Genomic DNA, 24,562 nt, shown 5'->3' with positions numbered 1-24,562 from the left:
ACTCTCCATCTTTTTGACTAAAGAATAAGGCAATTGTCGCTGTAATACTAATTATTATACCTGAATTTGGAGACTTTGGCTGCCATTTAATTAACCTAATTGAATATATTTAATTCTTGGAGAAAATAATATAAAAGCCCTTGAATTTTTAATTATATCCTTTTAGGTCTTTGATTTTAGTGTTTATTTTTATAAATCATTCAAGCTGAAGCATTGTTTAATAATTCTTCCTGATGGATAAATAAAGCCCTACTAATTTTACAATTACCTGAATTGTTAATATAATCACCATTTTTTTGAAGAACGATAATAGCGATTTTCAAGTAGAAAGGAGAGGTATGAATACTCTATTAACTCTAATTTCAACCGTAATTTTAACTAGCAACATTACATCAAGCGCTCCTTCTTTTGCGGCGCGAGCAGAGCCAGATTTGGGCACTAAATTACAACATTTAAGTAGTAAGGCGCCCCAATTAAATAGAAATGTATTAAAACTTGCTCTCACCGCATATAATAATGCAAGTAAAAAAGGAGCTGTTAAAAAGCCCGTACTTACAGTAATTGATTATTCTTTGCCCTCGAACAAGCAACGAATGTGGGTATTTGATCTTCGTAGAGAGCGTCTTCTTTACAATACCTATGTGGCACACGGCAAAAACTCTGGAGTAAATAAAGCAAACCATTTCTCAAACACCCCATCAAGCAAACAATCAAGCTTGGGAACCTACATTACCAAAGATACATACATTGGACATAAAGGCTATTCTCTCAATTTACAAGGTTTGGATAAGGGCTTTAATGATAATGCCTTAAGTCGACGCGTAGTAGTTCATGGGGCATGGTATGTAGAGCCTGATTTCATAAAACGGGCAGGCCGAGCCGGACTCTCATGGGGTTGCCCTGCTATTGCTCAAACCTTAGCGAAGCCTGTAATTAATACGATTAAAAATGGATCGGTAATTTTTGCTTATTTCCCTGATAAAAGATTTTTGTCTAAATCAGGTTACTTAGTTGCATAAAAATGCATAAAAAAAGCCAGGGTAAACCCTGGCTTCGCAGTCATCCGTATAAGAACTTCCAGTTCTTATAATCATCCATGACAAACCATATTCCATATGATTACAAATCCTTTTGTGTGACTTATATCCATACAAGTCATGTTTAAAATGTAGCAATAGAAAATTATGAGCGCAAGGCTGCTTTTGGTGGACTATACTGGTATTTGGGATTAGTAAAAAAAGAAAATCAAATTAAATTTCTTTTGTTTGCAATAAGTTAAGTAGATATCACCGATATTGCCATTCTTAATACACCCAATATCTTCAGTGGAATTGAGATATTTCTTACATGAAATCGAGCAAATAAAATTTATGAAAATCCTTCAAGTGTTTCCGAATAATCTAGAAAAAAAAAAGATATCTCAGTCTTTGGCTACAAATGCTTGATTATGTCCCAAGATGTGGTAGTTTATTCAGCATACAGATTACGCTTTAGAGTATAATGATGGAAAAGCAACCGGTAAATACAGTAAAAAAAGACAAACTACAAGTTATCGATTGGCTTATAGAGCATTTCCCAAATGCTTTTTTTAAAAAAGGAACTCAGATCAAACCTCTGAAAATTGGAATATTTGATGACATTATAGATTTTTATGAGCGACTTGACTCTCCTCCTTTTAGTAAAAAATCATTACGTGAAGCCTTAAGCTATTACAGTGCCTCACCAGCCTATCTAAATTGCCAAAAAGAAAATGTAGCACGAATTGATATATACGGAAATGAAGTGGACATAGTCACCCAAGAACAAGCTAGGTATGCACATCAACGCTATGTGGAACGCTATAACACTAAAAAAGAAAAAAGCAGCCTGGGTGAGGTAAAGTAAACCCAGGTTGTGACACTTGAAATCAAAATTGAAGTACAAAATATCACACGTACTATTTCAACGCCATTAAATAATTAACCCGTACATCGGATCCTAGCGAAGCTTTCCTTAAAAAGGGATTATAATCCATTCCTTTTAAATCAATTAGTTTAAAGTTGCATTGTCTCGCCATGCTCATTAATTCACTCGGCTTAATAAACTTCTGGTAGTCGTGCGTTTGTTTGGGTAATAAGTTCAATATATATTCTGCTGCCACAATTGCTGTTGAATAAGCCTTAATTGTTCGACTAATTGTAGAAATAAATAAAAGACCTTCTGGTTTAAGTAATCGTCGGCAATGCTCAAAAACAAATTGTGGATTCTCTACATGCTCCAACATCTCCATGCAAGTAATGACATCAAATCTTTCAGATTCATAGTTTTCAATTGAATTACAAACATAATCAATTTTCAAGTTTAAGCTTTGCGCATGGTTTTGAGCAACAGAAATAGCCTCACATTCCGCATCAATTCCAGTTACATGAGCCCCAGATTTTGCCATGGACTCACATAATATACCCCCGCCACAGCCTACATCCAAAACTTTTAAGTTTGTTAAATTAATATGTTTCTTAATAAAATCCAATCGTAGTTCATTGATATCATGAAGTGTTTTCAATGGTCCTTCTGTGTCCCACCATAAATGCGCATGTTGTGCAAATTTATGTATTTCATCTCGATTAACAGTTGATGTATTATTATTCATTTTTTAATAAATCCAAAGGTTTAAAGAAGTTCAGCACATCTTGATTAGAAATAAAACTGATATTATAAGGATGTTCAGCAATAAGTCCTATAGGTAGTTTATTTTGAGGGAGGGTCTCAGCAAACTTACCTAATAGAATCAGTTTAATAGAGGGTTTAATTACCCTTAATTGCTCAAAAAGACTTTGCATAAAAGGCTTCCATTGGCGTGCATGATAAGAAACTTTCCCCTCGCTATATATTAATGTGGTATTGAGCAATAAAATACCTTTATTCATCATACCCTGAAATAATTGTTGCGCTGTTTGGACCAAACATTCTTTATTGATGAGGGCAATATTGACTTGGGATAAATTAGAAGTCAAATCACCTCGTGCAACCAGTAGCATTTTAATCAGATTGCGTAAGGATGTTGCCCTGTTGACCTCTTTGCTTAAACCACTGTCACACCATAAATTATTTACTGCATTGTCCCAGAAAGCATATCCATTTGCAGAATCTTTTCTAGGATAAGGGGATTCCCCTAATAAGATATATTGAGTTTTCGCTAATGGTAAACTAAAGGCTGCAAATAACTGCTCGTTTCCTGGCAACCAATTTTGTTCTTTAATAAACTGGCTTATATAGTCCTGATTCATTGTACTTAACGCTTGGATTAGAATTTCCTTCCAATCTGCATGACAATTATTTAATAAGGAATGACACAGCACTTTTGTACTTGGCAAAATACATTCTAATGATACCTCCATCCCGCCTCCTCTTTGTTTCATAATTTAAATACATCTCACGCAAATCAAGAACATTGTGACATATTTTGTTCTTATCTTTCGTAATTCCTCTCTAGATTATAAACTCTGCTGGGTTGTTCTAGCCAATTAGTTTCAAGATAAAATGTAAACCTTTAAAAAAGTAATAAAAGAGGAAGAATTAAGATCATATCCATAAAAAATCCAGAAATGAAAATGTACTTTAATTAACCAAAATTTAAATGGCTGTGAGGAAAGTACTTTAATTTATATTGATTTAAATAACTTCATAGAAACAAATTTTTACTTGCTTATTAGAATATTGTGGTTAAAAATAGAATTTACAGGGAGATTCTTAAACACAGGGAGCAGGTGTATGTCTACTACAGAACAAGAACTTGATGAATTTATAAAGAACGAAACAAATCCTCCGGCTGCAAATAGAGAGATTGTTGAGAAAGCTTTGTCGCAAATGAATTTTACTGATTCAGCAAAGCAATTATTACTTGACCCCGACGCATCTTCAAGCGAACTCGATAGTTTAGAAAGCATAGCATTAACGCAGGAGCACTTAGCTCAAGTAAAAAAAAGCTTAGGCGCTATAGTTGATAGCTTGCAACAAAACCCTAGCCTCATCTCACGTGCTGCTGCTTTTTGGGGGGAGTTGCCCCTTTGGCAAAGAATAATAGGTGGGGTAGCAATCTCAGGACCCACATTAATAATAGGAGCAGCAGCCCATATTGGTTTTTTAGTTACAATAAGTGGGGTCAGTGCGCTTGCATATACTACGAGCAGCATTGTTCTCGATGATCATCATTATCATACTAAAAATATTGCACAAAAGCTTAAAGAAGGAATTTTTGGTGTTGCTGAAATACTGGAATTAACTATTAGTGCATTGGATGCAATTCGTAAAAAACTCGCCAAAGAAATACAAAAATTTAAAGATGAAAATGAAAAATTGGCCTTAAATATTACTCGTCTTAATGAGGAAGTTGAGACATTAACTGCTCAAGTAGAAGTGTATGTAGAAACTGCAAAATTACTTCGAAAAAATGAAGAAGAGCTCGAAAAAGTTGCCCAATCGCTCAAGCTTGATCTTGAAAAACAAAGCGAACAGTTTGAAGCAAATCAAAGAGAACTTGAAAAGGTACGTGCATTACATGAGCGGAGTATATCACTTCTCAATCAAAAGACTTCAGAGCTTGCTCAAGTTAGATTACAGATGGGGACTGAGGTAGAGAAAGCAAAACATATAGCTTCTACATTGGAAGGTGCAGTTAAAACTTTAACAAGCTCAGTAACAAGCGATCCAATCCAAAGACAAGCTTTTCATGAAAAATTAGATCACTTTCTCTCCGATAAATCAGCAAGTTTTGATCAGGTAGCAGACCGTATTTGCAGAGCAGAAAATGAGCTTTCCGATGTAAAAGCTGAATTAAAAGCCAGTACAGAACGTTTTAATAAATTGTTAGATCTGCAAGAAAAGCAACTGATACGTTTGCAAGGCCTAGATAGACGTGTCGACCTCAGTATAAACCCTAAAGCAAATACCACTCCGTCTAAAGGTGAGGAGCAGACAAAAATTGAAGGCTTGCTCAGCAAATTTAGCCTGATGGCTATTCCTTTGTGGCCGTCAACTGGTGCCGCACAAGCTCATAAAAATGAAAGTTCCTCTTCCGTTAAAAGTCCTTAATCCAACATTAATGATTTTCTTTGAGCAGAAGACTTAAAGAAAATCATTACAATGTGCGCCAGTAGTCATTATATTTCCCCACCCTTCGCTCAGTGTTAATCCATTGTGAACTATTCTATTTTAAGCTATTCTGTACTTTTATCTTAGTTCGAAAATTGTGATTAAAAACTATAAGAATCTGATAAATGAAATAAAAAAAAACCAGAAAAGCATGGTGGACGAACTTCATCAACTTTGTGAGATTAATTCTGGAACTACAAATTTGGATGGATTATCTGCAACAGCTAATCTATTGCAACTCATGTTTTCCCCCTTGGCAGACGAAATTTATAGAAAAAATCTACCCCCACTCCTAAGCATGAGTATATCGGGTCATGAAACTTTACAGACCTTCGGAGACGTGCTTTTTATTAGAAAACGACCCCAGTTAAAAAGAAGAATTCTTCTTTGTGGTCATATGGATACTGTTTATGCAGCAGATAATCCTTTTCAAAAATTAAAATACCTAAATGAAAATTGTATCAATGGTCCTGGTGTCGCTGACATGAAGGGAGGATTGATTGTTATGTTGCATGCTTTATCAGCTTTTGAACAGGATGCTCGTGCAACAGAAATAGGATGGGATGTCTTAATCAATCCAGATGAAGAAATCGGTTCGCCGGCATCCAGTTTTCTTTTTGACGAAATGGCGGCGAATTATAAAGCAGCTTTAATCTATGAACCTGCTATGGATGAGAAGGGAACTCTAGCTAAAAATCGTAGGGGAAGTGGTAAGCTGACTCTTATTGCCACAGGTAAATCAGCCCATGTCGGTAGAGATTTCACAAAAGGAAGAAATGCAATTTGTTATCTCGCTGAAGCATTGTGTGCTGTGCATTCTCTTAATGGAAAACGTCCTGGTGTTACCATCAATGTAGGAAAAGTTGCGGGCGGTGAGGCTCTCAATGTCGTACCAGACAGAGCTGTAGCTCAGCTGGATATAAGAATTAGCCTTCCTGAAGATGAGAATTGGGTACGATTTGAATTGAATCAAATAATTTGTCAATTGAAACGTAACGATTATTCTTTAAATATATATGGTCATTTTGGTAGACCCGTAAAGCGTGTATGCAGTGGTACAGAACGTTTATTTCACCGTATCCAACATTTGGGTCATGAACTTGGTATATCTATTGATTGGAAAGACAGTGGCGGTTGTTGTGATGGTAATAACCTAGCCCAAAATGGTTTACCAGTTATAGATACACTTGGTGTCAGAGGTGGCCATATTCATAGTGCAGAGGAATACATCTTACTAGATAGTTTATCTGAACGCGCTTCTCTCAGTACCCTGGTTTTACTTGACTTTGCTCAAGGTGGCTTAGAGGATCTAAAAAATGATGCTATTTCGTAGTGCTCGCGATACAGATTTAAATGCGATTCATCATTTAGCTGAAGAAAGCGGCGTGGGTTTAACAACGCTTTCAAAGGATAAAAAAATACTGGCAAAACGAATTCATTGGGCCACTGACTCTTTCAAGAAAGAAATTGAAAAACCCATAAATGAATATTATTTATTTGTGCTTGAAGATACCAAGACTAAAAGAATAGTGGGCGTTTCAGGAATTGAATCATGCACAGGCTCTGAAACCCCTTTTTATTCTTATAAAATTTCTAAGCGTACTCGAGTTTGCCGCACTTTAAATATACGGAGTGATTATGAAGTTTTAAGCCTGGTCAATGATAATCAGGGACGAAGCGAAATTTGTACTTTATTTTTAGAACCCAATTATAGAAAAAATAAAAATGGATTATTGTTGTCTAAAGCCCGTTTTTTATTTATTGCACAACATAATAAACGCTTTGCTTCTACAATCATTGCTGAAATGCGTGGGATTTCTGATGAGACTGGAATATCGCCTTTTTGGGAAAATGTGGGGAAACATTTTTTTCATATGTCTTTTGCCAAGGCGGATAGACTTACTCTGGCTACTGACAAACAGTTTATAGCCGACTTAATGCCTCGTAACCCGATTTACATAAAATTGCTATCACCTGAAGCCCAGGCAGCAATCGGTCAACCTCACCCTAAAACTCAAGCAGCGATGAAAATTCTGTTAAGGGAAGGATTTCGTTACAATGAATACATTGATATTTTTGATGCTGGCCCTACACTAGAAGTACCGCAACAAAAAATCAAGACCATCGAGTCAAGCCATGTTGTAACCATTAAAAATATCAGTGATGAAGTAAGTAGCAGCAATTACTTATTAGCAAATACCCTTTTAGATTTTCGTGCAACAATTAATAGTGCATTAGTCAATAAAAAAAATGGTACCTGTATCATTAGTAAGAAATCTGCCGGCCTCTTGCAAGTTAAGTGCGGTGATCAACTACGTGTTGCTCCTTTAGAAGTGAATGGAGAGAAGGATGAATAAATCGATTAAAAATGGTAAAGGACAATATATTAATGGTCAATGGGTAAAAGGCAATGGGGCTGTATTGGAATCCAGAAACCCCGCTTATGGCACCTTACTATGGCAAGGTTATAATGCGACATCTCAAGAAGTTTCTGCAGCATACCAGGCAGCTCACGAGGCGCTAAAACTATGGTCTTCATTAAACTTGGAACGAAGAACGGGTTATTTGGAGGAATTTGCTAAAAAAGTTGAACTCAATCGCGATAAATTAGCGACATTAATTGCCTTAGAGACAGGGAAGCCTTTATGGGAAGCAAATACAGAGGTCAATGCAGTTATAGGGAAAATAAATTTATCCATACAGGCTTACCAAGAGAGGACCAGTACAAAAATTACTACAACTCCTGAAGCAAATGCATGTCTTCGTTATAAACCCCATGGTGTTGTTGTTGTTCTTGGTGCATTTAATTTCCCAGCCCATTTAAGTAATGGACATATAGTTCCCTCACTATTGGCAGGAAATACAGTTCTATACAAACCAAGTGAGCATACCCCTGCTGTTGCAGAGCTTATCATGCAATGCTGGCATGATAGTGGCATTCCCCCAGGTGTCATAAATTGTTTACAAGGTGATGCCGCATGTGGCGTCGCATTACTTTCACAAGATATTCAAGGTGTTTTCTTTACAGGAAGCTATGCAACCGGTTTACGAATCCATCAGCACTTCAGCAATAAACCTGAAGTGATTTTAGCTCTTGAGATGGGGGGAAATAATCCTTTAATTATTGATGAAGTTTCTGAACTCAATGCTGCTGTTTATACTACTTTGCTTTCTACTTTAATTACTGCCGGTCAGCGATGTACGTGTGCTCGGCGTGTTTTTATTCCTAACTCTCATCAAGGTGATGAGTTTTTGAAACTTTTTATCAAGGCTTGCACTTCCATTAAAATTGGACCGTTCGACCAAAATCCTGAGCCCTTTATGGGGCCTGTAATAAGTCATGAACAAGCACTTAAACATATTCAAAGTCAAAATAAACTAATTGATCTTGGCGGCAATCCACTGCTGTCTATGACCCTACTTGCTGAAAATACAGGATTACTTTCTCCTGGGATCATGGATATGACGCACTGTAACAATGTACCTGATGAGGAGATATTTGCTCCTTTTGTTCAAATATATCGATATAGTCTCTTTGAGGATGCTATCCATCAAGCAAATCAAACACGTTATGGTTTGGTTGCAGGATTATTGAGTCAAAACGAACAGCACTACCAACACTTTTATAATCAGGTTCGTGCTGGATTAATCAATTGGAATAAACCTACCACAGGCGCAGCCAGTAATCTACCCTTTGGTGGTGTCGGTTTAAGCGGCAATCATAGACCCAGTGCTTATTTTGCAGCGGATTACTGTGCTTATCCTATTGCCAGTATGGAGCAACCTTTATTGAAAATGCCAGAACATATTTTACCCGGCATTGACATGCACTAATTCAAAGATGATTGAACATTAAACGGAAGATCAAAAATGAATGTTTATGAATTGAATATGGATGGTTTAGTGGGCCCTACGCATAATTATGCAGGCCTTGCACATGGTAATATCGCATCGACTCATAATGCATTAGCAAGGTCTAACCCTCAAGCTGCTGCATTACAAGGTTTAGACAAAATGCGATTGCTACATAGCATGGGTATCAAGCAAGGTTTATTGCCACCCCATCAACGCCCTAATCTTGAATTACTTCATCAATTAGGTTTTAGCGGTACACCGCAACAGCAAATAAAAAAAGCATATCAAACAGCACCTCAACTCCTTAGTGCATGCTACTCGGCCTCGAGCATGTGGTCAGCTAATGCTGCCACAGTTTCTCCGAGTACTGATACCCAAGATCATAAAGTTCATTTTACTGCAGCAAATCTCATCGGAAATTTGCACAGACATCAAGAAGCAGATTTTTCAAAAAAGATTTTGGAAGCCATTTTTGCGAATGAAAATTATTTTAAACATCATCCTATACTGCCGCGCTCCATGGTCACGGGGGATGAAGGAGCCGCAAACCACAACCGCATCTGTCAGAGTTACGGTCAACCTGGAATTCATCTTTTCGTCTATGGAAAAAAAATTTTTGATAAAAGTAAATCTTATATAGGTCCTACAAAATATCCAGCACGACAAACTAGAGAAGCTTCTGAAGCGATTGTTCGCCAGCATCAATTATCTGAACAACACGTTATATATGCCTGCCAAAACCCCCATGTTATTGATAAAGGCGTTTTTCATAATGATGTCATTTCAGTCGCCAATGAATTTGTCTTCTTAGTACATGAGCAAGCGTTTTACCAGCAAGATCTTGTGTTTCAGGAATTGAAAGATAAAGCAAATTTTCCTATTCAATTCATCCAAATTTTACAAGATGAACTTACGGTACAAGAATCAGTAGAAACCTATCTTTTTAATTCCCAAATTATCAGTTTAGCAAAGCAAAACTCCATGATGCTACTGGCCCCTTTTGAGTGTCAAAATAATAACCGGGTAAATCAATGTATAGAAAGAATACTTTCGGATGATTCTAATCCAATTAATTCAGTCCATTTTCTTAACCTGAAGCAGAGTATGCAAAATGGCGGCGGTCCTGCTTGTTTAAGATTGAGAATTCCTTTAAACGAAGAGGAATTAAGAGCGATGCATCAAGGCGTATTAATCCATGACACTTTATTGTCCACTTTAGAAAAGTGGGTGCATAAACACTATCGAACTGAATTAACCTCAGCAGACTTGGCAGATCCCCAATTAATTGAAGAAAGCTGTTGCGCTTTGGATGAATTGACACAAATTCTTCAGCTTGGTTCTATTTATCCGTTTCAATTAGATAAGACACATTGATATGTGGAAAACAAAATTTGGAAGATGTATTTATACTTCAGATTCTGGATATAAAGTTTATCAAAATCTCTGCTATCGTTGGCTTACATTGGGAAGTACTGCATTACAAACCGTAGTCAATCGTTATAAACCAAGTAGACCTGGTCTGTATTATCTGCCTGCATTGACCTTAATGGCACGAAAATATCCAGGCAGTACATGCATGTTAGGTTTAGGTGGTGCAGGAGTCGCTTTAATGCTAAAGAATATGCCCTTGATAGCAGTCGATAACAGTGAAGAAATTATTGATATAGCCAAACGTTTTTTTATGATAGAACATCTTAAAAATTTAAAAGTTATCAATCAAGATGCTAGCGAATTTGTTCGAAAAACTGGTACAAAGTTCGTTCATCTCATTGTTGATCTTTATAATGCAAATCATTTCCCACCTGAATGTGCCACAGCCCAATTTTTTTCTTCTTGTAAAAAAATTATATCCGAAGAAGGTTTTTTAGCTTTGAATCTGGCAAATATAAAGGAACAATCACCAATTTTTAACCTTGTAAAAGTAGCTTTTAAGCATACTTTAGTCGTTCCTATAAGAAAGAGTGCTAATATGGTTATTTTTGCTTCTAACTCTGGAAGTAAAGAGTTATTCTTAGAGAAAATAACCAATACACATGCATTTAAACGTGTGTTTTTAGTGAACTCCTGGGGCTACGTGGGCGATTTGAAACAAACAAATTGGCAGAAGTTAGTAAGTTATTTTAGATAAATTTAACTCCTGCTCCATTATCCTGCGTAAGCGGTACAAAAGACAAAACAATCTATTTTTAATTATAATACAATGGCTTTATCCCACGATGATACTTCAGCAGTAAATTCATTGAGCGCTTTTATTTCTTTAGAAGGCTTAAATAAACGGTATGCCGTCACACCACCAGCTACAGCACCTAGTATTGTACTGGATGCGGCAACAGCAGTTGCAGCGGTATAGCCACTTAAAATTCCCATAATAAATGCTCCTGGACCTGTCCACCAACCTAAGGCTACTCCCATTGCAAATCCAATGACAGCGGTAAGAATAAGTACCGTAGCAGCTGCAGCAACAGAAAGTATCGCATCAAACACTTTGGAGTTTTTTCCTTCTAAAATTCTATTGCAATTGTTTGTAAATTTCTCAATAGATTGAAATTTATGTATAGGTTTTAGGTGAGAATCATCTGACAATATACTCTTCTCAAGTACTTTTAATTCACTGTTCAATAAATTACTTTGGTACTCGGGTAATCCTGTTAATCTATCTTTTAGATTGGTTACAGCCATATGCCATTGAGAGATTAATTTATTGTCGCAAAGCTTAATAATGAGTTGATAAAGATCTTGTACATTATCCCCATCTTTTGCTGAAGTATAAATGAAACTGGCAAAAAGTTCTTTTGACTTTATATTTTCTAGAGCATTTTGATTTGCTTTGCTAGAGTCAGATTTTGTCCCTACACAAATAATTGGAGCATTTGGGGCAAATTGACGGAAACTTTCTATCGATTGAATGATCTCGTCTTCATTAATATTTTCTGATAGATCAATGCAAAAAACGCCAATATCTGATCCTTTATAGATAAATGGATAGAGCTCATTAAATAGTTTATCCCCTGTAACAACCCATAAATCTATAGTTCTTTGAGAATCTATTTCCTTTTTAAAAAATTGTACAGCAATAATTGCTGAATCTTCTTTAACCTCAAATTTTCCTGAGGTTATGCGTTGAGCAAGTTGAGTTTTGCCACTTTTTGCTTTTCCAAATAGAACAACCCTGTATCTCATAATAAATCCTCGAAATCATTTTCCTAACCATTGGAAATCCATTCCATAAAGTATTCTGAAAATTGTGGAAAGGCAACTAATAACTTTTGATTTATGAATAAAAATAATGGGGGAATTAACTGTATAGCGAAGAAACTGCGCAGTGAACTTAATGCCTAAGCTGAATAGCTCAGGCATTGATATCCATTAGATTTCCATTAAGTCTTTTTCTTTTTCAGCCAATAGTGTATCTATTTCGGCGATGTATTTATCAGTTAATTTCTGAATGACTTCTGTTGCTCGACGCTCGTCATCTTCTGATATGGATTTGTCTTTAACCAATTCCTTCAGTTGAGTATTTGCATCACGGCGGATATTGCGGATTGAAACTTTTCCCTGCTCGCCTTCATTACGAACAACTTTGATTAACTCTTTTCGACGTTCCTCTGTTAATGGGGGCATTGGAACTCGAATAGCAGTACCAGCCGTAGAAGGATTTAAACCCAGGTCAGAGTTTAAAATTGCCTTTTCTATAGCGGATACCATAGATTTTTCCCAAGGAGTAACCAAAATAGTTCGTGCATCGCTTGCTGAAACGTTAGCTACCTGACTCAAGGGAGTCATTGTACCATAATAATCAACTTGCACATGATCCAGCAAACCAACATTGGCTCTTCCTGTGCGAATTTTTGTTAGATCAGTTTGTAACGAATCAATAGTTTTTTTCATTCGTTTTTCTGAATCTTGCTTAATCTCATTAATCATGATTAGCTCCAACTATAGTTCCTACGCGCTCTCCAGATACAATTCTTCTCAATGCATTAGGTGCCGTCATATCAAATACCTGCAGTGGCATATTTTGATCCTGACAAAGACAAATTGCAGTTGAGTCCATTACTTCCAGACCTTGAGTTAATACCTCAATATAAGTTAAATAGTCATAACGTTTGGCATTAGGATTTTTAAAGGGATCTTCTGAGTACACACCATCTACTTTTGTTGCTTTTAAAACGACGTCAGCCCCTATTTCAATAGCTCTAAGACAAGCTGCGGTATCCGTAGTAAAAAAAGGATTTCCTGTTCCTGCCGCAAAAATCACCACATGTCCGGTACGTAAGTGTGTAATTGCTTTACGACGATGATAAGGATCAACGACACCAAGCATGGGTATTGCCGACATAATACGCGCTGGCATGTCAATACGTTCCAGCGCATCCCTTACTGCTAAAGCATTCATTACTGTAGCCAGCATACCCATATGATCACCCGTAACGCGGCCTACTCCTGCTTGAGAAAGTGCTTTCCCACGAAATAGGTTTCCGCCACCTAATACGAGGCCAACCTCTACGCCCATTTTAATTAAATCGGCGATATCCCTGGCCATTGCATCTAAAACCGAGGGATCAATACCAAATTGTGATTTGCCCATCAGGGCTTCACCACTATACTTGAGCAAAATACGCTTGTATTTTATTTTTGGTTGACTTTCATTCATCATGTACGAACCTGAGCCATCACTTCTTCAACAAAGTTATCTTCTTTTTTCTCAATTCCTTCACCTACTTCGTATCGAATGAAAGACAGAACCTCATTATTTTTTTCTTTTAAGAGTTGGCCAACTTTAACATCGGGATTTTTAACAAAAGGTTGTCCTAACAAACTCACTTCATCGATAAATTTATTGATTCGTCCTTCAATCATTTTATCTATAATTTCTTGTGGTTTACCGCTTTCTTTTGCTTGGGCAGTAAAGATTTCCCGCTCATTTTCTATAGCATCAGCAGATACTTGGTCTTTACTTACGACAATGGGTTTACTTGCAGCAATATGCATCGCGATATCTTTTGCAAGCTCTTCATCACCATTCTTAAGGGCTACCATAACCCCGATACGAGAACCATGTAAATAATGACCTATCACGCCTGAATCACACTGCATACGTTCTAGACGTCTTAATTTGATGTTTTCACCTATTTTCGCTACGAGTTCTTGACGTGCTTGCTCTACAGAATTTCCGGATGAAAGCTTTATCTCAGACAATTCCGCTATTGTTGTAACTGAACTGTTTAGCGCAGCTTCAGCTACATTATTCGCGAAACTAGTAAAGTTTTCATCTCGTGCAACAAAGTCTGTTTCACTGTTGATTTCCAACATAATTGCACGAAGGCCATCAGTAGAACGTGTAATAACAATAACACCTTCAGCAGCAACACGATCTGCTTTCTTATCTGCTTTTGCTTGTCCTGCTTTACGCATTTCAGTAATTGCAGCTTCAATATCGCCATTGGTTGCTATTAGAAATTTTTTACACTCCATCATGCCAGCACCGGTACGCTCACGTAACTCCATGACTAAACTTGCACTAATTGACATTTTTCATTCTCCGCATAGCAAAAAGGGGGCAAATTGCGGTGTTCAGACACCTGGCCCCCTCTAATTAAAATTTTAATTATTCACCTGATTTTTCTGTATCACTAGTTTGTTCAACTACTTCAACAAATTCATTATCAGATGAACCTACTCCGACTGTATTGCTTCCTTTTGCATCCAGGATGGCATCAGCAATACAACGTACATAAATATCAACTGCTCTCATGGAATCGTCATTACCAGGAATAATGTAATCGATGTTTCTTGGACTATTATTTGTATCTACAACACCAATAACCGGAATTCTTAACCGATTCGCTTCTTCAACAGCAATGTGCTCAAAACCTACGTCAACAACAAAAAGAGCATCAGGCAGGCCACCCATATGCTCGATTCCGCCTAAACCTCTTTCTAATTTCTCAAGTTCACGGGTCAGCATCAATGCTTCTTTTTTAATCATGCCTTGAAACAATCCCTTTTCCTTCATTTCTTTCAATTCTTTTAATCGAAAGATAGACTGGCGAACAGTTTTATAGTTAGTTAACATACCACCTAACCAACGATGGTCTACATACGGCATGCCACAACGTTTCGCATGTTCACGAATACTGTCTTGTGCTGCTCTTTTAGTACCTACGAATAATATTTTTGCCTTGTTAGATGCCAATTTGCCCACGTAATTAAGCACGTCGTTGAGCATTACCATGGTTTTTTCTAGGTTAATAATGTGGATTTTATTTCGTGATCCAAATATAAAATCGCCCATTTCCGGATTCCAAAAACGGGTTCTGTGACCAAAGTGGGCACCTGCTTCTAATAATTCACGCATGCTTATATTCATTTATTTAATCTCCAGGGTTATTCCTCCACGCCTCCCATACGAAACCCCCTTGGGGACCCTAACGTATGTGACGAAACGTGTGTGTATTTAAAGCGCGGTATTTATACCATATTAGAGGCAATTCAGCAATGATAATTAGAGACAAACCATTTTTTTTATAATGTGCTACTATTTTAAATAATGGCTGGGTTCAGCCGTGCCCAAGGATAGAGAGGCACCTGATTTTTTTATATGGGTAATGTATTGAACTAACAATAAAGAAGAAATGTATCAATATAATCCAAATTTGCATGTAAAAATCTGGTTAAGCCACACTCCAAATGTATTCATGAATTTGGAAAATCAAATACGTCTTATAGAAATGCGCGAGCAAAATCCAAGTGACACGATACATTTGGTATTTGACTCCCAATTACTCACGCCCAATTCACTGAATTCACTTCATGAATTTTGTAAAGAACATCAATTTATTCCTATTGACGCGCACAGGATTGCCTCGTTACTTCAATCCGATAATGAAAAAATATTATATAAGCATTACAAAGAAGAACTACTCCATTTGAAAAATGGAGGCAATTTGGCAGTAGCCAGTGATATTTTAAGATGGCTCTCCCCAATTTTTAGAAGAGGCACTTATACTGATTTTGATTTTCCAGTGGACACATCGAAGCTTCCCAAATTGATAACTACAGAAAAGCCAATCCTTCTGAATATTGGCAGCTTAAAAATGGGAAAAAAAGAATTTATTCTGGCAAATAATGATTTTGTAGCGGTTGTAGATGCTGTTGCAGCTAAAAATGAAATAGACCGGGTACAAAGCGGATTTATTGCCCGATTAGCTCATTACGATACTGATTTTATAGAGAGAACTGAAACTGAACTAAATGCAAACAGCTTTATCAATCGTTATCTACTGAAATTTATGAAGAATCGATCTGAATCGCTTTATATCGCAAAATCTAAAGACATCACCCTTCCTGACACCTCCGATTCCTCTTTAAAAATTAGAGCTTATATTAATGAGGTCATGACTGATCGAAATAAGTATCTCGATTTTAATAAAAATTCAGCCCATGAGACCCATGAAGAAGTAACTAAGAGACTGAGAAAAGATCTTCAGAGGCAATTAAATTTAATAAAATATCTTTTTTTTAACAAAGAATATTTCTCTATCAAGCAGATATTAGAACGAAATGATGATAAGTTTTTAAGCTTTTTAATGAGAAAAGAACGCGATCTTTACCTGAAATCTATTGTTGTATGCACCACTGGGCCTATCCAAATTTCAAATGCTTTATTTGATGGATATGTCGTGGATGCAGAGAAATTCATCAAGGAAATTCAGCCTCTTTCATTCAATCATTATGGATTACAATATGCTTTTCGTTCCAATAATTCGTTACCCCTTCATGAAAATGTTCTGGGAATGCTAAAATTCCTTGGTGTCGAAGAAGGTGTATTAAATGACTCTTCTTGGTTAAATTCGGGAAAAAAACTTCAATCATCCCGTACAAAACTGCTAACAGCGCGGCAAAAGGAACTGGCTTTACGTTTGCCATATATATTTTCTTGTATCAAGAAGGATGTGGAGCAAAACATTCAAAATGCAAATCATACCGCTTCTCAAACCGAAGCTCTTGAACTTATTCTTAGCTGCTTTAATCAAAAAAATGAGTTTAATATTTTACAATTTAAAACAGTATTGCCGAGCATACATTATCTCGATAAAGACACTCAAAAATTAGTCGAAGATATTGAAATCCTTTGCCATGATGCAATTATATTCAATTTGACCAAAGATAAAAAAATAAATTTAAATAGGTCCTTGTGCTGATTATCACACGCAATCATTGCTCTAACGATAAATTCTTAACGTAGTTAAATGAGGAATGATCTATGACCATTATGAGTTGAAATAACTAGAGGGAATATAAAAGCAGATAATTAGCCTGGATTGAAATAATCTACAGGCTAATTGAGCGATTATTTTTTACGTTCAGCAACTGCTTTAAAATTGATGGTTACCTCATCTTTTATTTCACTGGTACTAGACCAATCACCTTGTCCAATATTAAAATCTAGTCTTTTAACAGTAGTATGCCCTTCCACTACTAAATGATCTTTAGGGGATTCTACAGCAGTAAAAGTCAGTGTGACTGGTGCTGATTTATTTTTAATGGTTAAAGTCCCTGTAGCCTCATAATTTTTATCATCTTTTTTAGTAATTTTAGTTGTTTTAAATTCAGCCTTTGGAAAATCCTTACCATTAAACCAATCAGGACCAAGTAAGATGGTAGTGATTTCGGCGTATGAAGTGTTTAACGAATTAACGTTCACAACGACATCCACTTTACTGTCTTGATAATGTGCGGGATCTGCAGCTATAGTTGCTGTAAACTCTTTGAAAGTTCCTGTTACTGGCGCATTATTTTGAGTTGCGGTAAAACTAATATTGCTTTCATTAGGAACAATTGTCCATTCAGGCAAAGTATCAGCATATACGCTATGGAATAAAAATAGAACGAAAAAATACTGAATCATTTTCATGGAAAAATTCTCCTTAAGATATCATCCTTGTTAATAAAATGATGCTTTAAAGCAGCAGCGACATGGAGACAAATTGCTGCAATTAAAGCATATCCTAACCATTTATGGATCCATTCAAATAAAATTCGGTGGCTTTCATCAGGTGCGACAAGATTAGGCAAGGTAAATAATCCAAAAAAGGATGCTGGTAAACCTGCGGCGGAAGTGATTAACCAACCTGTAATTGGCATTGCAAACATAAATATGTAAAAAGCCCAGTGCATACTACGCGCAGCAATTTTTTCCAACCATGGCAATGCAAGTTCAGGATTATCATTAGCTAACCGCCAAATGATTCTTAACACAGCCAAAAAGAGAACCAGCAAACCATATTCTTTATGCCATCCATAGAATTTTAGTTTTTGTGCACTCCAACCGGACATATTAACCATATACAAACCAAGGGCTAATAATCCAATGATTAATAGAGCAATCACCCAATGAAATACAATAGTGACGATACCAAAATGAGTCGCGCTATTCTTGATTTGCATAAGATATCCCTATTTTTGATCCTGGTAGGCTTCACCACCAATAGTCAAATCTACTTTATCACTAACAGAGGGTAAAAATGCATTAATCCCAAAATCCGAGCGATTTAAAGTAGTAGTTGCGGTGAAACCAACAGACGACTTATTACTTATTGGATTCATCCCTTCTTTATTTAAAGTAACTTGTAATTGAACTGGCTTACTTACCCCGCGTAAAGTTAAGGTACCATCAACTGTCGCTTTATTATCTCCTTGAGGGGTTACCTTATCGCTGACAAAAGTCGCAGTAGGAAATTTGGCCGTATTAAAAAACAGAGTACTTTGTAAGTGCTTATCCAACTCAGGAATACCGGTAATCATATTACTCACATCAATTTTTGCATTAACTTTACTCTGATTTGGATTGTCCTTATCAAGGACAAGTTGTCCTGTTGCATACCATTTACCATATTGGGTTGAAAAACCTAAGTGATCAATACTCCAAAGAACATACGTATGATTTTTGTCTAATGTATAAGTAACCGGCGCAGCATAAGTGGGGGCAGAAAAGGCCAAAGCCATAAGCAATAATGAGGAGCAGCTTCCTAGAATTTGCTTCATAATCCATTTTCCTTAAATTAAGTATATATCCTATTTTAGAATAAATTTTTTATTCTGCTTTAAGGCTACCGCCAACAATACGGTCACAAAGACCCTTTGGCAACAAAATAAAAGCATCTTTCTGTTTGTCTTTTGTTGCAGAAGAAGCACAGGAAGCAGTGGCTGTGGCACAATCATTCATTCCTTTCTTCGCAATCCCATAACATTTTTCAGTTGCCCCAGAAGCATCCTTTGTATCTGCAGCTGAGCTTCCAGTTGCTACAAGCACAAAGAAAGCAGTCATTACTGATTGAATTAATTTATCTCGTGTCATCATTTTGTTTTCCCTTCCAGTTAATGAATTTTCTTCATTAACATACAATAGAGTCAATAAAACAACAAGTAGAAGATAAGAAAACAGTAAAAAATCTTATCCCTTGTTTTTAAAGATTATTTTATAATCAAATAGTCTTTTAATATTCAAATTTTACAAGGGAAAAAATCTATTTTTAAAAGAAAGAATGACTCATTCTATGGAAAAGCTTTCTGGACCACTTTAAATAACTTGCTCTAAGGAATGAATCATGGTGAGATCGCTTGCAAAGGGAATTTTTGCCAATAGCGGGGAACGAAGTTTCCTGGTTAAGGTATCAATATTTTCTGATAACGCGAGCATGTTTGGGTCAATGCAATTCGCAATCCATCCGATGCATTGAATATTGTTTGCTCGAAGAACAGCTTCCGTTAATAGAGCATGATTAATGCAACCTAATTTCATCCCAACAACTAATAGAACAGGAATATTAGTTATTTGAAGAAAATCAATCCAGGTTTCTTTATCATTTATGGGTACCATTAACCCTCCTGCTCCTTCAATAAACAATTTTTCCATTTCACCAAATTGGAAATTGAGACAATACTCCGCAATTTCGGTCATGGATAAATTAACGCCTTCCTTCTTTGCCGCAAGATGAGGTGATATAGGTAATTTGAATCGCCAAGGATTTATTAGATCCAAACTTATATTATTTTTTTGTATCAGTTGGGCATCTGCGCTAACTAACTCATTATCAATTTCCAAGCATCCGCTGGCCACAGGCTTTATCGCAATTGATGCTGGAAAATAATTGACTAAACGGGAGGTAACATAGGTTTTCCCACAATCAGTATCGGTACCTGTAATAAAAAAGCGTTTCATTTGATAAAACCTTGTAGACATTCAATAAATAAATCCATTTGAGATAAAAAAGGCAAGTGTCCCGATCGCTTAAACAATACATAATCAAATTTTGGATAGTACATTTGCATCGATTTCATTGTTTTTACGGGGACGATTGGGTCAAGGCGCCCAAACATAAAACAGATGGGTTTGTTAAAATATTCTAATTTTTGGCGCAAATCCCATGTTTCCAAAATATTGAGACCTAACTCTAGTCCTTCTAGTGAAGGTAGTTTAACAGGTAAAAACCGTAGGGCCTCCTTTGTATTTAATCCATTAAGTTCTAGAAAATCTTTTAAAGTATTATGGGGCTCCCTGGATAGTTTATTATAAAATCCTTTAAAAACTTCTTTTGGTACCCCTGGCCATATATCAGTATGTAAAAAACATGGCGAGGAGGTTACATTAACGAGATAATCGACTCGGCTGGACTCTTCTGTGGCCAAACGAAGACCATATAATCCTCCCATAGACCAGCCCACTACACCAAATTTAGGAGGTAATTCAGTTAAGAGAAGTTCTTTAAATAAGAACCAGTCCATGGTAGGAGTGTGTCCAAACCCAGGCAAGTCCACCAATATGAGCTGGAAATTTAAAGCAAGCTTAGGAATTAATGACAGCCAGATGGTACTGTCAAACCCCCATCCATGAAAAAAAACAATTGGAAATCCTTCCCCATAACTACGGATGTTGACGTTCATAAATTTTGTGTAACTTTTCGAATAACTCACGAATTTGTTCCGGAGTATGATTGTAATTTAAAATGATTCTCAGTCCAGATGCTTTAGAACTTACAGTTGGTTTCCTTATAGCACAGCAACTAATTCCTTCTTTTTTCAGTTCTTGTGCATACAATAAAGATAAATAAGGACATCCGAGCTGCAGTTGTTGAATTGGGCTATAAGAATCCGTCCAACGAAGAGGCGATTCCTTTATATGAGATCGAAACAATTCCACAAGCTGTACTAACTTGATACGTCTGTCTTCTGCATTGATCACGATATCCAATGTTTTCAAAAGGCCATAGCTTAAAGCAGGGCTAATCGCAGTCGAATAAATAATGGATCGTCCGGCTTGTAATATCGCATGAATCCATTCTCTTTTGCCCGCAACGACTGCCCCTTGGGCTGCATAGGCTTTCCCTAAAGGAATCACTCTTAACGGGACTTCATCTTGAGTTAAATTGAAAACAGCAGTTGCCCCTTTTCCCTGACTACCCAGAACACCAAAAGAGTGAGCTTCATCAACGATGAGCGTACTGTTGTAATCATGACAAATTTCAGAAAGTTTTGCCAAAGGGGACAATTGTCCACTCATACTAAAGATCCCTTCCGTAATCAAAGCAGAATTTTCTGAATGTAAGCTCAATTTACGAGCCAAATCTTCAAAGTTATTATGCAGATAACGACTATAGTCTACTTGTGATAAAGCCAAACCATCATAAATTGATGCATGTATTTCCTTATCAATAAAGCAATGAACTTTTAATTTTCCAAGTAATGCGGTTACAGCAAGGTTCGCTGCGTATCCCGTGGAAAATAAAATACACTCATCCACAGAGAGCAAATTAGCGAATGCTTCTTCCACAGCACGATGATTGGGGTGATAACCACTCAGTAGCATAGAAGCGCCACTACCACTTGGATAAAGCGCATATCCAAGTTGGTATGCTTTAGAGACTTGTTTGTCTCCTGCTAAAGATAAATAATCATTACTATCAAAATGGATTAATGGAGAATCCTCAGCGAGAATAACTCTTTTTCTTAATAGCCCTTTGTCTTCTAGCTGAGTTGTATATTCTCTGATTTTTTGACTTAGAGGCATTTAAACCATCTCAGTTAAACCAAGCTTATCAAAAAGAACTTTATCTTTAACACGTCTTGGATTCTCTTCAGTTAACAGTTTATCTCCTAACCAAACTGAATTTGCTCCAGCAAAGAAACATAGCGCTTGTAACTCATCAGTCATACCCACTCTACCTGCAGACAACCGAATCATACTTTGTGGCATTAATATTCTTGCAGTAGCGATGGTTCTCACGAGTTCAATTCCTTCCACTTCAGCGGATTTAGAAAGTGGCGTACCCTCTACTGGTATCAGGCGATTAATCGGCACGCTTTCTGGGGGAGATTCCATATTGCATAAGGTGAACAAGAATTCGATACGATCACTTCTTGTTTCTCCCAAGCCTAAAATCCCTCCGCAACAAACACTAATTCCAGCATTTCTTACATTTTCTATTGTATCAAGTCGATCGCTGAACTTACGTGTTGTGACTACTTTTTCATAATAAGAGGGAGATGTATCGATATTATGATTATAAAAATCCAGGCCTGCCTCTTTTAAGGAAACTGCTTGTTCTTCATTAAGCATCCCTAATGTCATACAGGTCTCCAAACCTAAAGCCTTAACCCCTTTTATCATTTCTTTTAGCTCATCCATGACTTTTTCAGGTGGGCAACGCCATGCAGCTCCCATACAAAAACGTTGGGCTCCACTTTCTTTAGCTTCTCTGGCCGTTTTTAAAACCTCATCAACCGACATTAATTTTTCTTTTTCAACATGTGTCTTATAATGACCGCTCTGAGAGCAATAACCACAATCTTCAGGACAAGCACCTGTTTTAATGCTGAGTAAAGATGCAAATTGTAGTGAATTAGGTTGGTGGTTCGCTCTATGTACTGTAGAAGCTTGATACAATAAATCATTAAAAGGTTGTTCATAAATTGCTGTAATTTCAGAAACAGACCAGTGTTTCTTAACTTGGGTCACAACAGTTTCTCCTAATCAAAAATTTAAAAAAACAGCTTATCGTTACAAAATAAACCAAGCTACTTTTTTTATTCCACATTTAATTTAAGTAGTGGACATGATAAAGTGCCGCCCAAGCTTGTCAACCAAAATTTTTAAAATGGTCAACATACATCAATTAATTCAAAGTGATTTGAAACACTTTTGGCATCCCTGTACCCAGATGAAAGACTTTGAAACATGTCCTCCCTTAGTCATTGAAAAAGCGGAAGGCTCTTATCTTTATACCAATAAAGGCCCTTTAATCGATGCAATATCCAGTTGGTGGTGTAAATCTTTAGGACATGGTCATCCTGCCGTCATTTCAGCAATAAAGGAACAATTAAATAGCTTTGAACATATCATTACGGCAAATACCACACATCCAAAGCTTGTCGCTCTTGCTGAAAATTTAGCCAATATTACCAAGAAACAGCATATTTTCTTTGCGAGTGATGGCTCGAGTGCAGTAGAAATCGCAATGAAATTAACAATCCATGCGAATCAAATCAAAGGTTTCACTCATAAAAATCAATTTGTCTCTCTGAAGAATGCATATCATGGTGAAACCCTGGGAACAATGAGCGTGAGTGATCTTGGACTCTATAAAGCACCATATACTTCATTTGGTTTAAATTGCCATTATATCGATAATATTCCTTATGTTTCAGGCAAAGAAGATCCTTTGTGGGAAAATTGTGAATCATACTGGAGCATTGTTAAACAGCAGTTAGATAGTATCAAGGATCAAACATGCGCAATTATAGTCGAACCGATCCTTCAGGGAGCTGGAGGAATGTTGTGCTATAGCAAGGATTTTCTTAAAAGAATATCATTATGGGCTAAAGACAACGATATTTATCTCATCAGCGATGAAATAATGACTGGTATGGGTCGAACAGGTAAATGGCTTGCCGCAGATCACGCCGAAGTAGAAGCAGACCTTATCTGCTTATCTAAAGGATTAACTTCTGGCTCTATTCCTTTAAGTTGCGTGATGATCGACAGCTCTATTTTTGATCTTTTTTATGCAGATTATGACAGTGGAAAGTCTTTTTTACATTCGCATACTTATAGTGGAAACCCTTTGGCTATCAGTGCTGCTTTAGCTACAATTGGTGTGATGCACGAAGAAAGAATTATGGATCAGGTACAACAACTTGAGACATGTATGAGAACTCATTTCACTGAAGTCGCGAGCCTTTCTGGTAAACTAAGTCATGTAAGAGGGATTGGTGCTGTGATCGCTGCCACTCTTGAGGATGCCGATTCGCGTATTGGTAATAAAATTTATCAGCAGTCATTAAATTATGGCGCCTTAATCAGACCTATAGGTAATACTCTTTATTGGCTCCCTCCTCTGAATGCCGATCCTGAAGTTATTGGGAAATTGGCAGAAATCACACTAAACTCTATTAAGGGAGCTTATGAAATTCCTTAAACCATGCGAAAAACGTTTAGACACGCAACATATTTTTTCTATAAGCAATTCAAATTGTTCTGGATATTTTTCACCATTATTTTGTTTACAGTTGTCTCATA

The 24,562-nt window shown here is 36.7% G+C and carries 25 protein-coding genes; 10 read left to right on the top strand and 15 right to left on the bottom strand.

Annotation, left to right across the window (positions count from 1 at the left end; genetic code table 11):
• Window positions 1-338: 338 nt before the first annotated feature.
• Both BU07_RS0110100 and BU07_RS0110095 read left to right on the top strand, forming a co-directional pair.
• The gene (locus BU07_RS0110100; protein ID WP_031565710.1) at window positions 339-1,019 is read left to right on the top strand and encodes a murein L,D-transpeptidase catalytic domain family protein; all 681 of its coding nucleotides are present in this window, start codon (window positions 339-341) and stop codon (window positions 1,017-1,019) included.
• Between the two features lie 484 nt (window positions 1,020-1,503).
• Window positions 1,504-1,884, top strand: coding sequence for a ProQ/FINO family protein (locus tag BU07_RS0110095; RefSeq protein WP_031565708.1), 381 nt, complete (start codon window positions 1,504-1,506; stop codon window positions 1,882-1,884).
• A gap of 52 nt (window positions 1,885-1,936) precedes the next feature.
• On the opposite strand, the gene ubiG is transcribed toward BU07_RS0110095, so the two are convergent.
• Complete coding sequence (ubiG, locus tag BU07_RS0110090; protein ID WP_031565706.1) at window positions 1,937-2,629, bottom strand: bifunctional 2-polyprenyl-6-hydroxyphenol methylase/3-demethylubiquinol 3-O-methyltransferase UbiG; 693 nt, start codon at window positions 2,627-2,629, stop codon at window positions 1,937-1,939.
• Entirely contained in the window at window positions 2,622-3,377 is a 756-nt protein-coding gene (locus BU07_RS0110085; protein ID WP_035899045.1) for a uracil-DNA glycosylase family protein, read from the bottom strand. The genes ubiG and BU07_RS0110085 overlap by 8 nt, the downstream gene beginning before the upstream one ends.
• 373 nt (window positions 3,378-3,750) lie before the next feature.
• Here BU07_RS0110085 and BU07_RS0110080 point away from each other — a divergent pair, with 373 nt between their 5' ends.
• The 6 genes from BU07_RS0110080 (at window position 3,751) to BU07_RS0110055 (ending at window position 11,113) form a co-directional block, all read left to right on the top strand.
• A complete protein-coding gene (locus BU07_RS0110080; protein WP_031565703.1) occupies window positions 3,751-5,070 on the top strand; it encodes a LegC2/C7 family Dot/Icm T4SS effector in 1,320 nt (439 codons plus the stop codon).
• A 157-nt stretch (window positions 5,071-5,227) separates the two neighbouring features.
• Window positions 5,228-6,463 (top strand): hydrolase, encoded by a 1,236-nt coding sequence (locus BU07_RS0110075; RefSeq protein WP_031565701.1) that lies wholly within the window; start codon window positions 5,228-5,230, stop codon window positions 6,461-6,463.
• Window positions 6,447-7,487: an arginine N-succinyltransferase gene (gene astA / locus BU07_RS0110070; protein WP_031565698.1), complete on the top strand. Its 1,041-nt coding sequence runs from the start codon at window positions 6,447-6,449 to the stop codon at window positions 7,485-7,487. The genes BU07_RS0110075 and astA overlap by 17 nt, the downstream gene beginning before the upstream one ends.
• Window positions 7,480-8,964 (top strand): succinylglutamate-semialdehyde dehydrogenase, encoded by a 1,485-nt coding sequence (gene astD, locus BU07_RS0110065; protein WP_031565697.1) that lies wholly within the window; start codon window positions 7,480-7,482, stop codon window positions 8,962-8,964. The genes astA and astD overlap by 8 nt, the downstream gene beginning before the upstream one ends.
• Window positions 8,965-9,000: 36 nt before the next feature.
• Entirely contained in the window at window positions 9,001-10,359 is a 1,359-nt protein-coding gene (gene astB, locus BU07_RS0110060) for an N-succinylarginine dihydrolase (RefSeq protein ID WP_031565695.1), read from the top strand.
• Window position 10,360: 1 nt separating this feature from the next.
• The gene (locus BU07_RS0110055) at window positions 10,361-11,113 is read left to right on the top strand and encodes a spermidine synthase (protein ID WP_031565692.1); all 753 of its coding nucleotides are present in this window, start codon (window positions 10,361-10,363) and stop codon (window positions 11,111-11,113) included.
• 62 nt (window positions 11,114-11,175) lie between these two features.
• On the opposite strand, the gene BU07_RS0110050 is transcribed toward BU07_RS0110055, so the two are convergent.
• The 5 genes from BU07_RS0110050 to rpsB form a co-directional block, all read right to left on the bottom strand.
• Entirely contained in the window at window positions 11,176-12,165 is a 990-nt protein-coding gene (locus tag BU07_RS0110050) for a Rab family GTPase (protein WP_031565690.1), read from the bottom strand.
• 186 nt (window positions 12,166-12,351) lie between these two features.
• Window positions 12,352-12,909: a ribosome recycling factor gene (frr, locus tag BU07_RS0110040; protein ID WP_031565689.1), complete on the bottom strand. Its 558-nt coding sequence runs from the start codon at window positions 12,907-12,909 to the stop codon at window positions 12,352-12,354.
• Complete coding sequence (gene pyrH / locus BU07_RS0110035) at window positions 12,902-13,642, bottom strand: UMP kinase (RefSeq protein WP_031565687.1); 741 nt, start codon at window positions 13,640-13,642, stop codon at window positions 12,902-12,904. The genes frr and pyrH overlap by 8 nt, the downstream gene beginning before the upstream one ends.
• Window positions 13,639-14,517, bottom strand: a complete 879-nt coding sequence (gene tsf / locus BU07_RS0110030) for a translation elongation factor Ts (RefSeq protein ID WP_031565686.1) — start codon at window positions 14,515-14,517, stop codon at window positions 13,639-13,641. Before tsf ends, pyrH begins: the two co-directional genes overlap by 4 nt.
• A gap of 76 nt (window positions 14,518-14,593) precedes the next feature.
• Window positions 14,594-15,355 (bottom strand): 30S ribosomal protein S2, encoded by a 762-nt coding sequence (rpsB, locus tag BU07_RS0110025; RefSeq protein ID WP_031565683.1) that lies wholly within the window; start codon window positions 15,353-15,355, stop codon window positions 14,594-14,596.
• 265 nt (window positions 15,356-15,620) lie between these two features.
• Between rpsB and BU07_RS0110020 the strand changes: the two genes are divergently transcribed.
• Window positions 15,621-17,189, top strand: a complete 1,569-nt coding sequence (locus BU07_RS0110020) for a glycosyltransferase family 88 protein (RefSeq protein WP_031565681.1) — start codon at window positions 15,621-15,623, stop codon at window positions 17,187-17,189.
• 149 nt (window positions 17,190-17,338) lie between these two features.
• On the opposite strand, the gene BU07_RS0110015 is transcribed toward BU07_RS0110020, so the two are convergent.
• From BU07_RS0110015 to bioB, 8 genes are all read right to left on the bottom strand, one after another.
• Window positions 17,339-17,902, bottom strand: coding sequence for a YceI family protein (locus BU07_RS0110015; RefSeq protein ID WP_031565679.1), 564 nt, complete (start codon window positions 17,900-17,902; stop codon window positions 17,339-17,341).
• Entirely contained in the window at window positions 17,899-18,435 is a 537-nt protein-coding gene (locus BU07_RS0110010) for a cytochrome b (protein WP_031565677.1), read from the bottom strand. The genes BU07_RS0110015 and BU07_RS0110010 overlap by 4 nt, the downstream gene beginning before the upstream one ends.
• Before the next feature lie 9 nt (window positions 18,436-18,444).
• Window positions 18,445-19,032, bottom strand: coding sequence for a YceI family protein (locus BU07_RS0110005; RefSeq protein ID WP_031565676.1), 588 nt, complete (start codon window positions 19,030-19,032; stop codon window positions 18,445-18,447).
• Between the two features lie 49 nt (window positions 19,033-19,081).
• The gene (locus BU07_RS0110000; RefSeq protein WP_031565674.1) at window positions 19,082-19,348 is read right to left on the bottom strand and encodes a BufA1 family periplasmic bufferin-type metallophore; all 267 of its coding nucleotides are present in this window, start codon (window positions 19,346-19,348) and stop codon (window positions 19,082-19,084) included.
• 219 nt (window positions 19,349-19,567) lie between these two features.
• Window positions 19,568-20,209 (bottom strand): dethiobiotin synthase, encoded by a 642-nt coding sequence (gene bioD / locus BU07_RS0109995; RefSeq protein WP_031565672.1) that lies wholly within the window; start codon window positions 20,207-20,209, stop codon window positions 19,568-19,570.
• On the bottom strand, window positions 20,206-20,931 hold the full coding sequence (locus BU07_RS0109990) for an alpha/beta fold hydrolase (protein WP_031565670.1): 726 nt from the start codon (window positions 20,929-20,931) through the stop codon (window positions 20,206-20,208). The genes bioD and BU07_RS0109990 overlap by 4 nt, the downstream gene beginning before the upstream one ends.
• A complete protein-coding gene (locus BU07_RS0109985) occupies window positions 20,912-22,054 on the bottom strand; it encodes an aminotransferase class I/II-fold pyridoxal phosphate-dependent enzyme (RefSeq protein WP_031565669.1) in 1,143 nt (380 codons plus the stop codon). Before BU07_RS0109985 ends, BU07_RS0109990 begins: the two co-directional genes overlap by 20 nt.
• Window positions 22,055-23,002, bottom strand: coding sequence for a biotin synthase BioB (bioB, locus tag BU07_RS0109980; protein ID WP_031565668.1), 948 nt, complete (start codon window positions 23,000-23,002; stop codon window positions 22,055-22,057).
• Between the two features lie 139 nt (window positions 23,003-23,141).
• Here bioB and bioA point away from each other — a divergent pair, with 139 nt between their 5' ends.
• Entirely contained in the window at window positions 23,142-24,461 is a 1,320-nt protein-coding gene (gene bioA / locus BU07_RS0109975; RefSeq protein ID WP_031565666.1) for an adenosylmethionine--8-amino-7-oxononanoate transaminase, read from the top strand.
• The last annotated feature ends 101 nt before the right edge of the window (window positions 24,462-24,562 follow it).

It is taken from the genome of Legionella wadsworthii DSM 21896 = ATCC 33877 (assembly GCF_000701265.1).
GTDB lineage: Bacteria > Pseudomonadota > Gammaproteobacteria > Legionellales > Legionellaceae > Legionella > Legionella wadsworthii.
The sequence above is the reverse complement of the archived record's forward strand: the minus strand, read 5'-3'. Positions and strand labels throughout refer to the sequence as shown.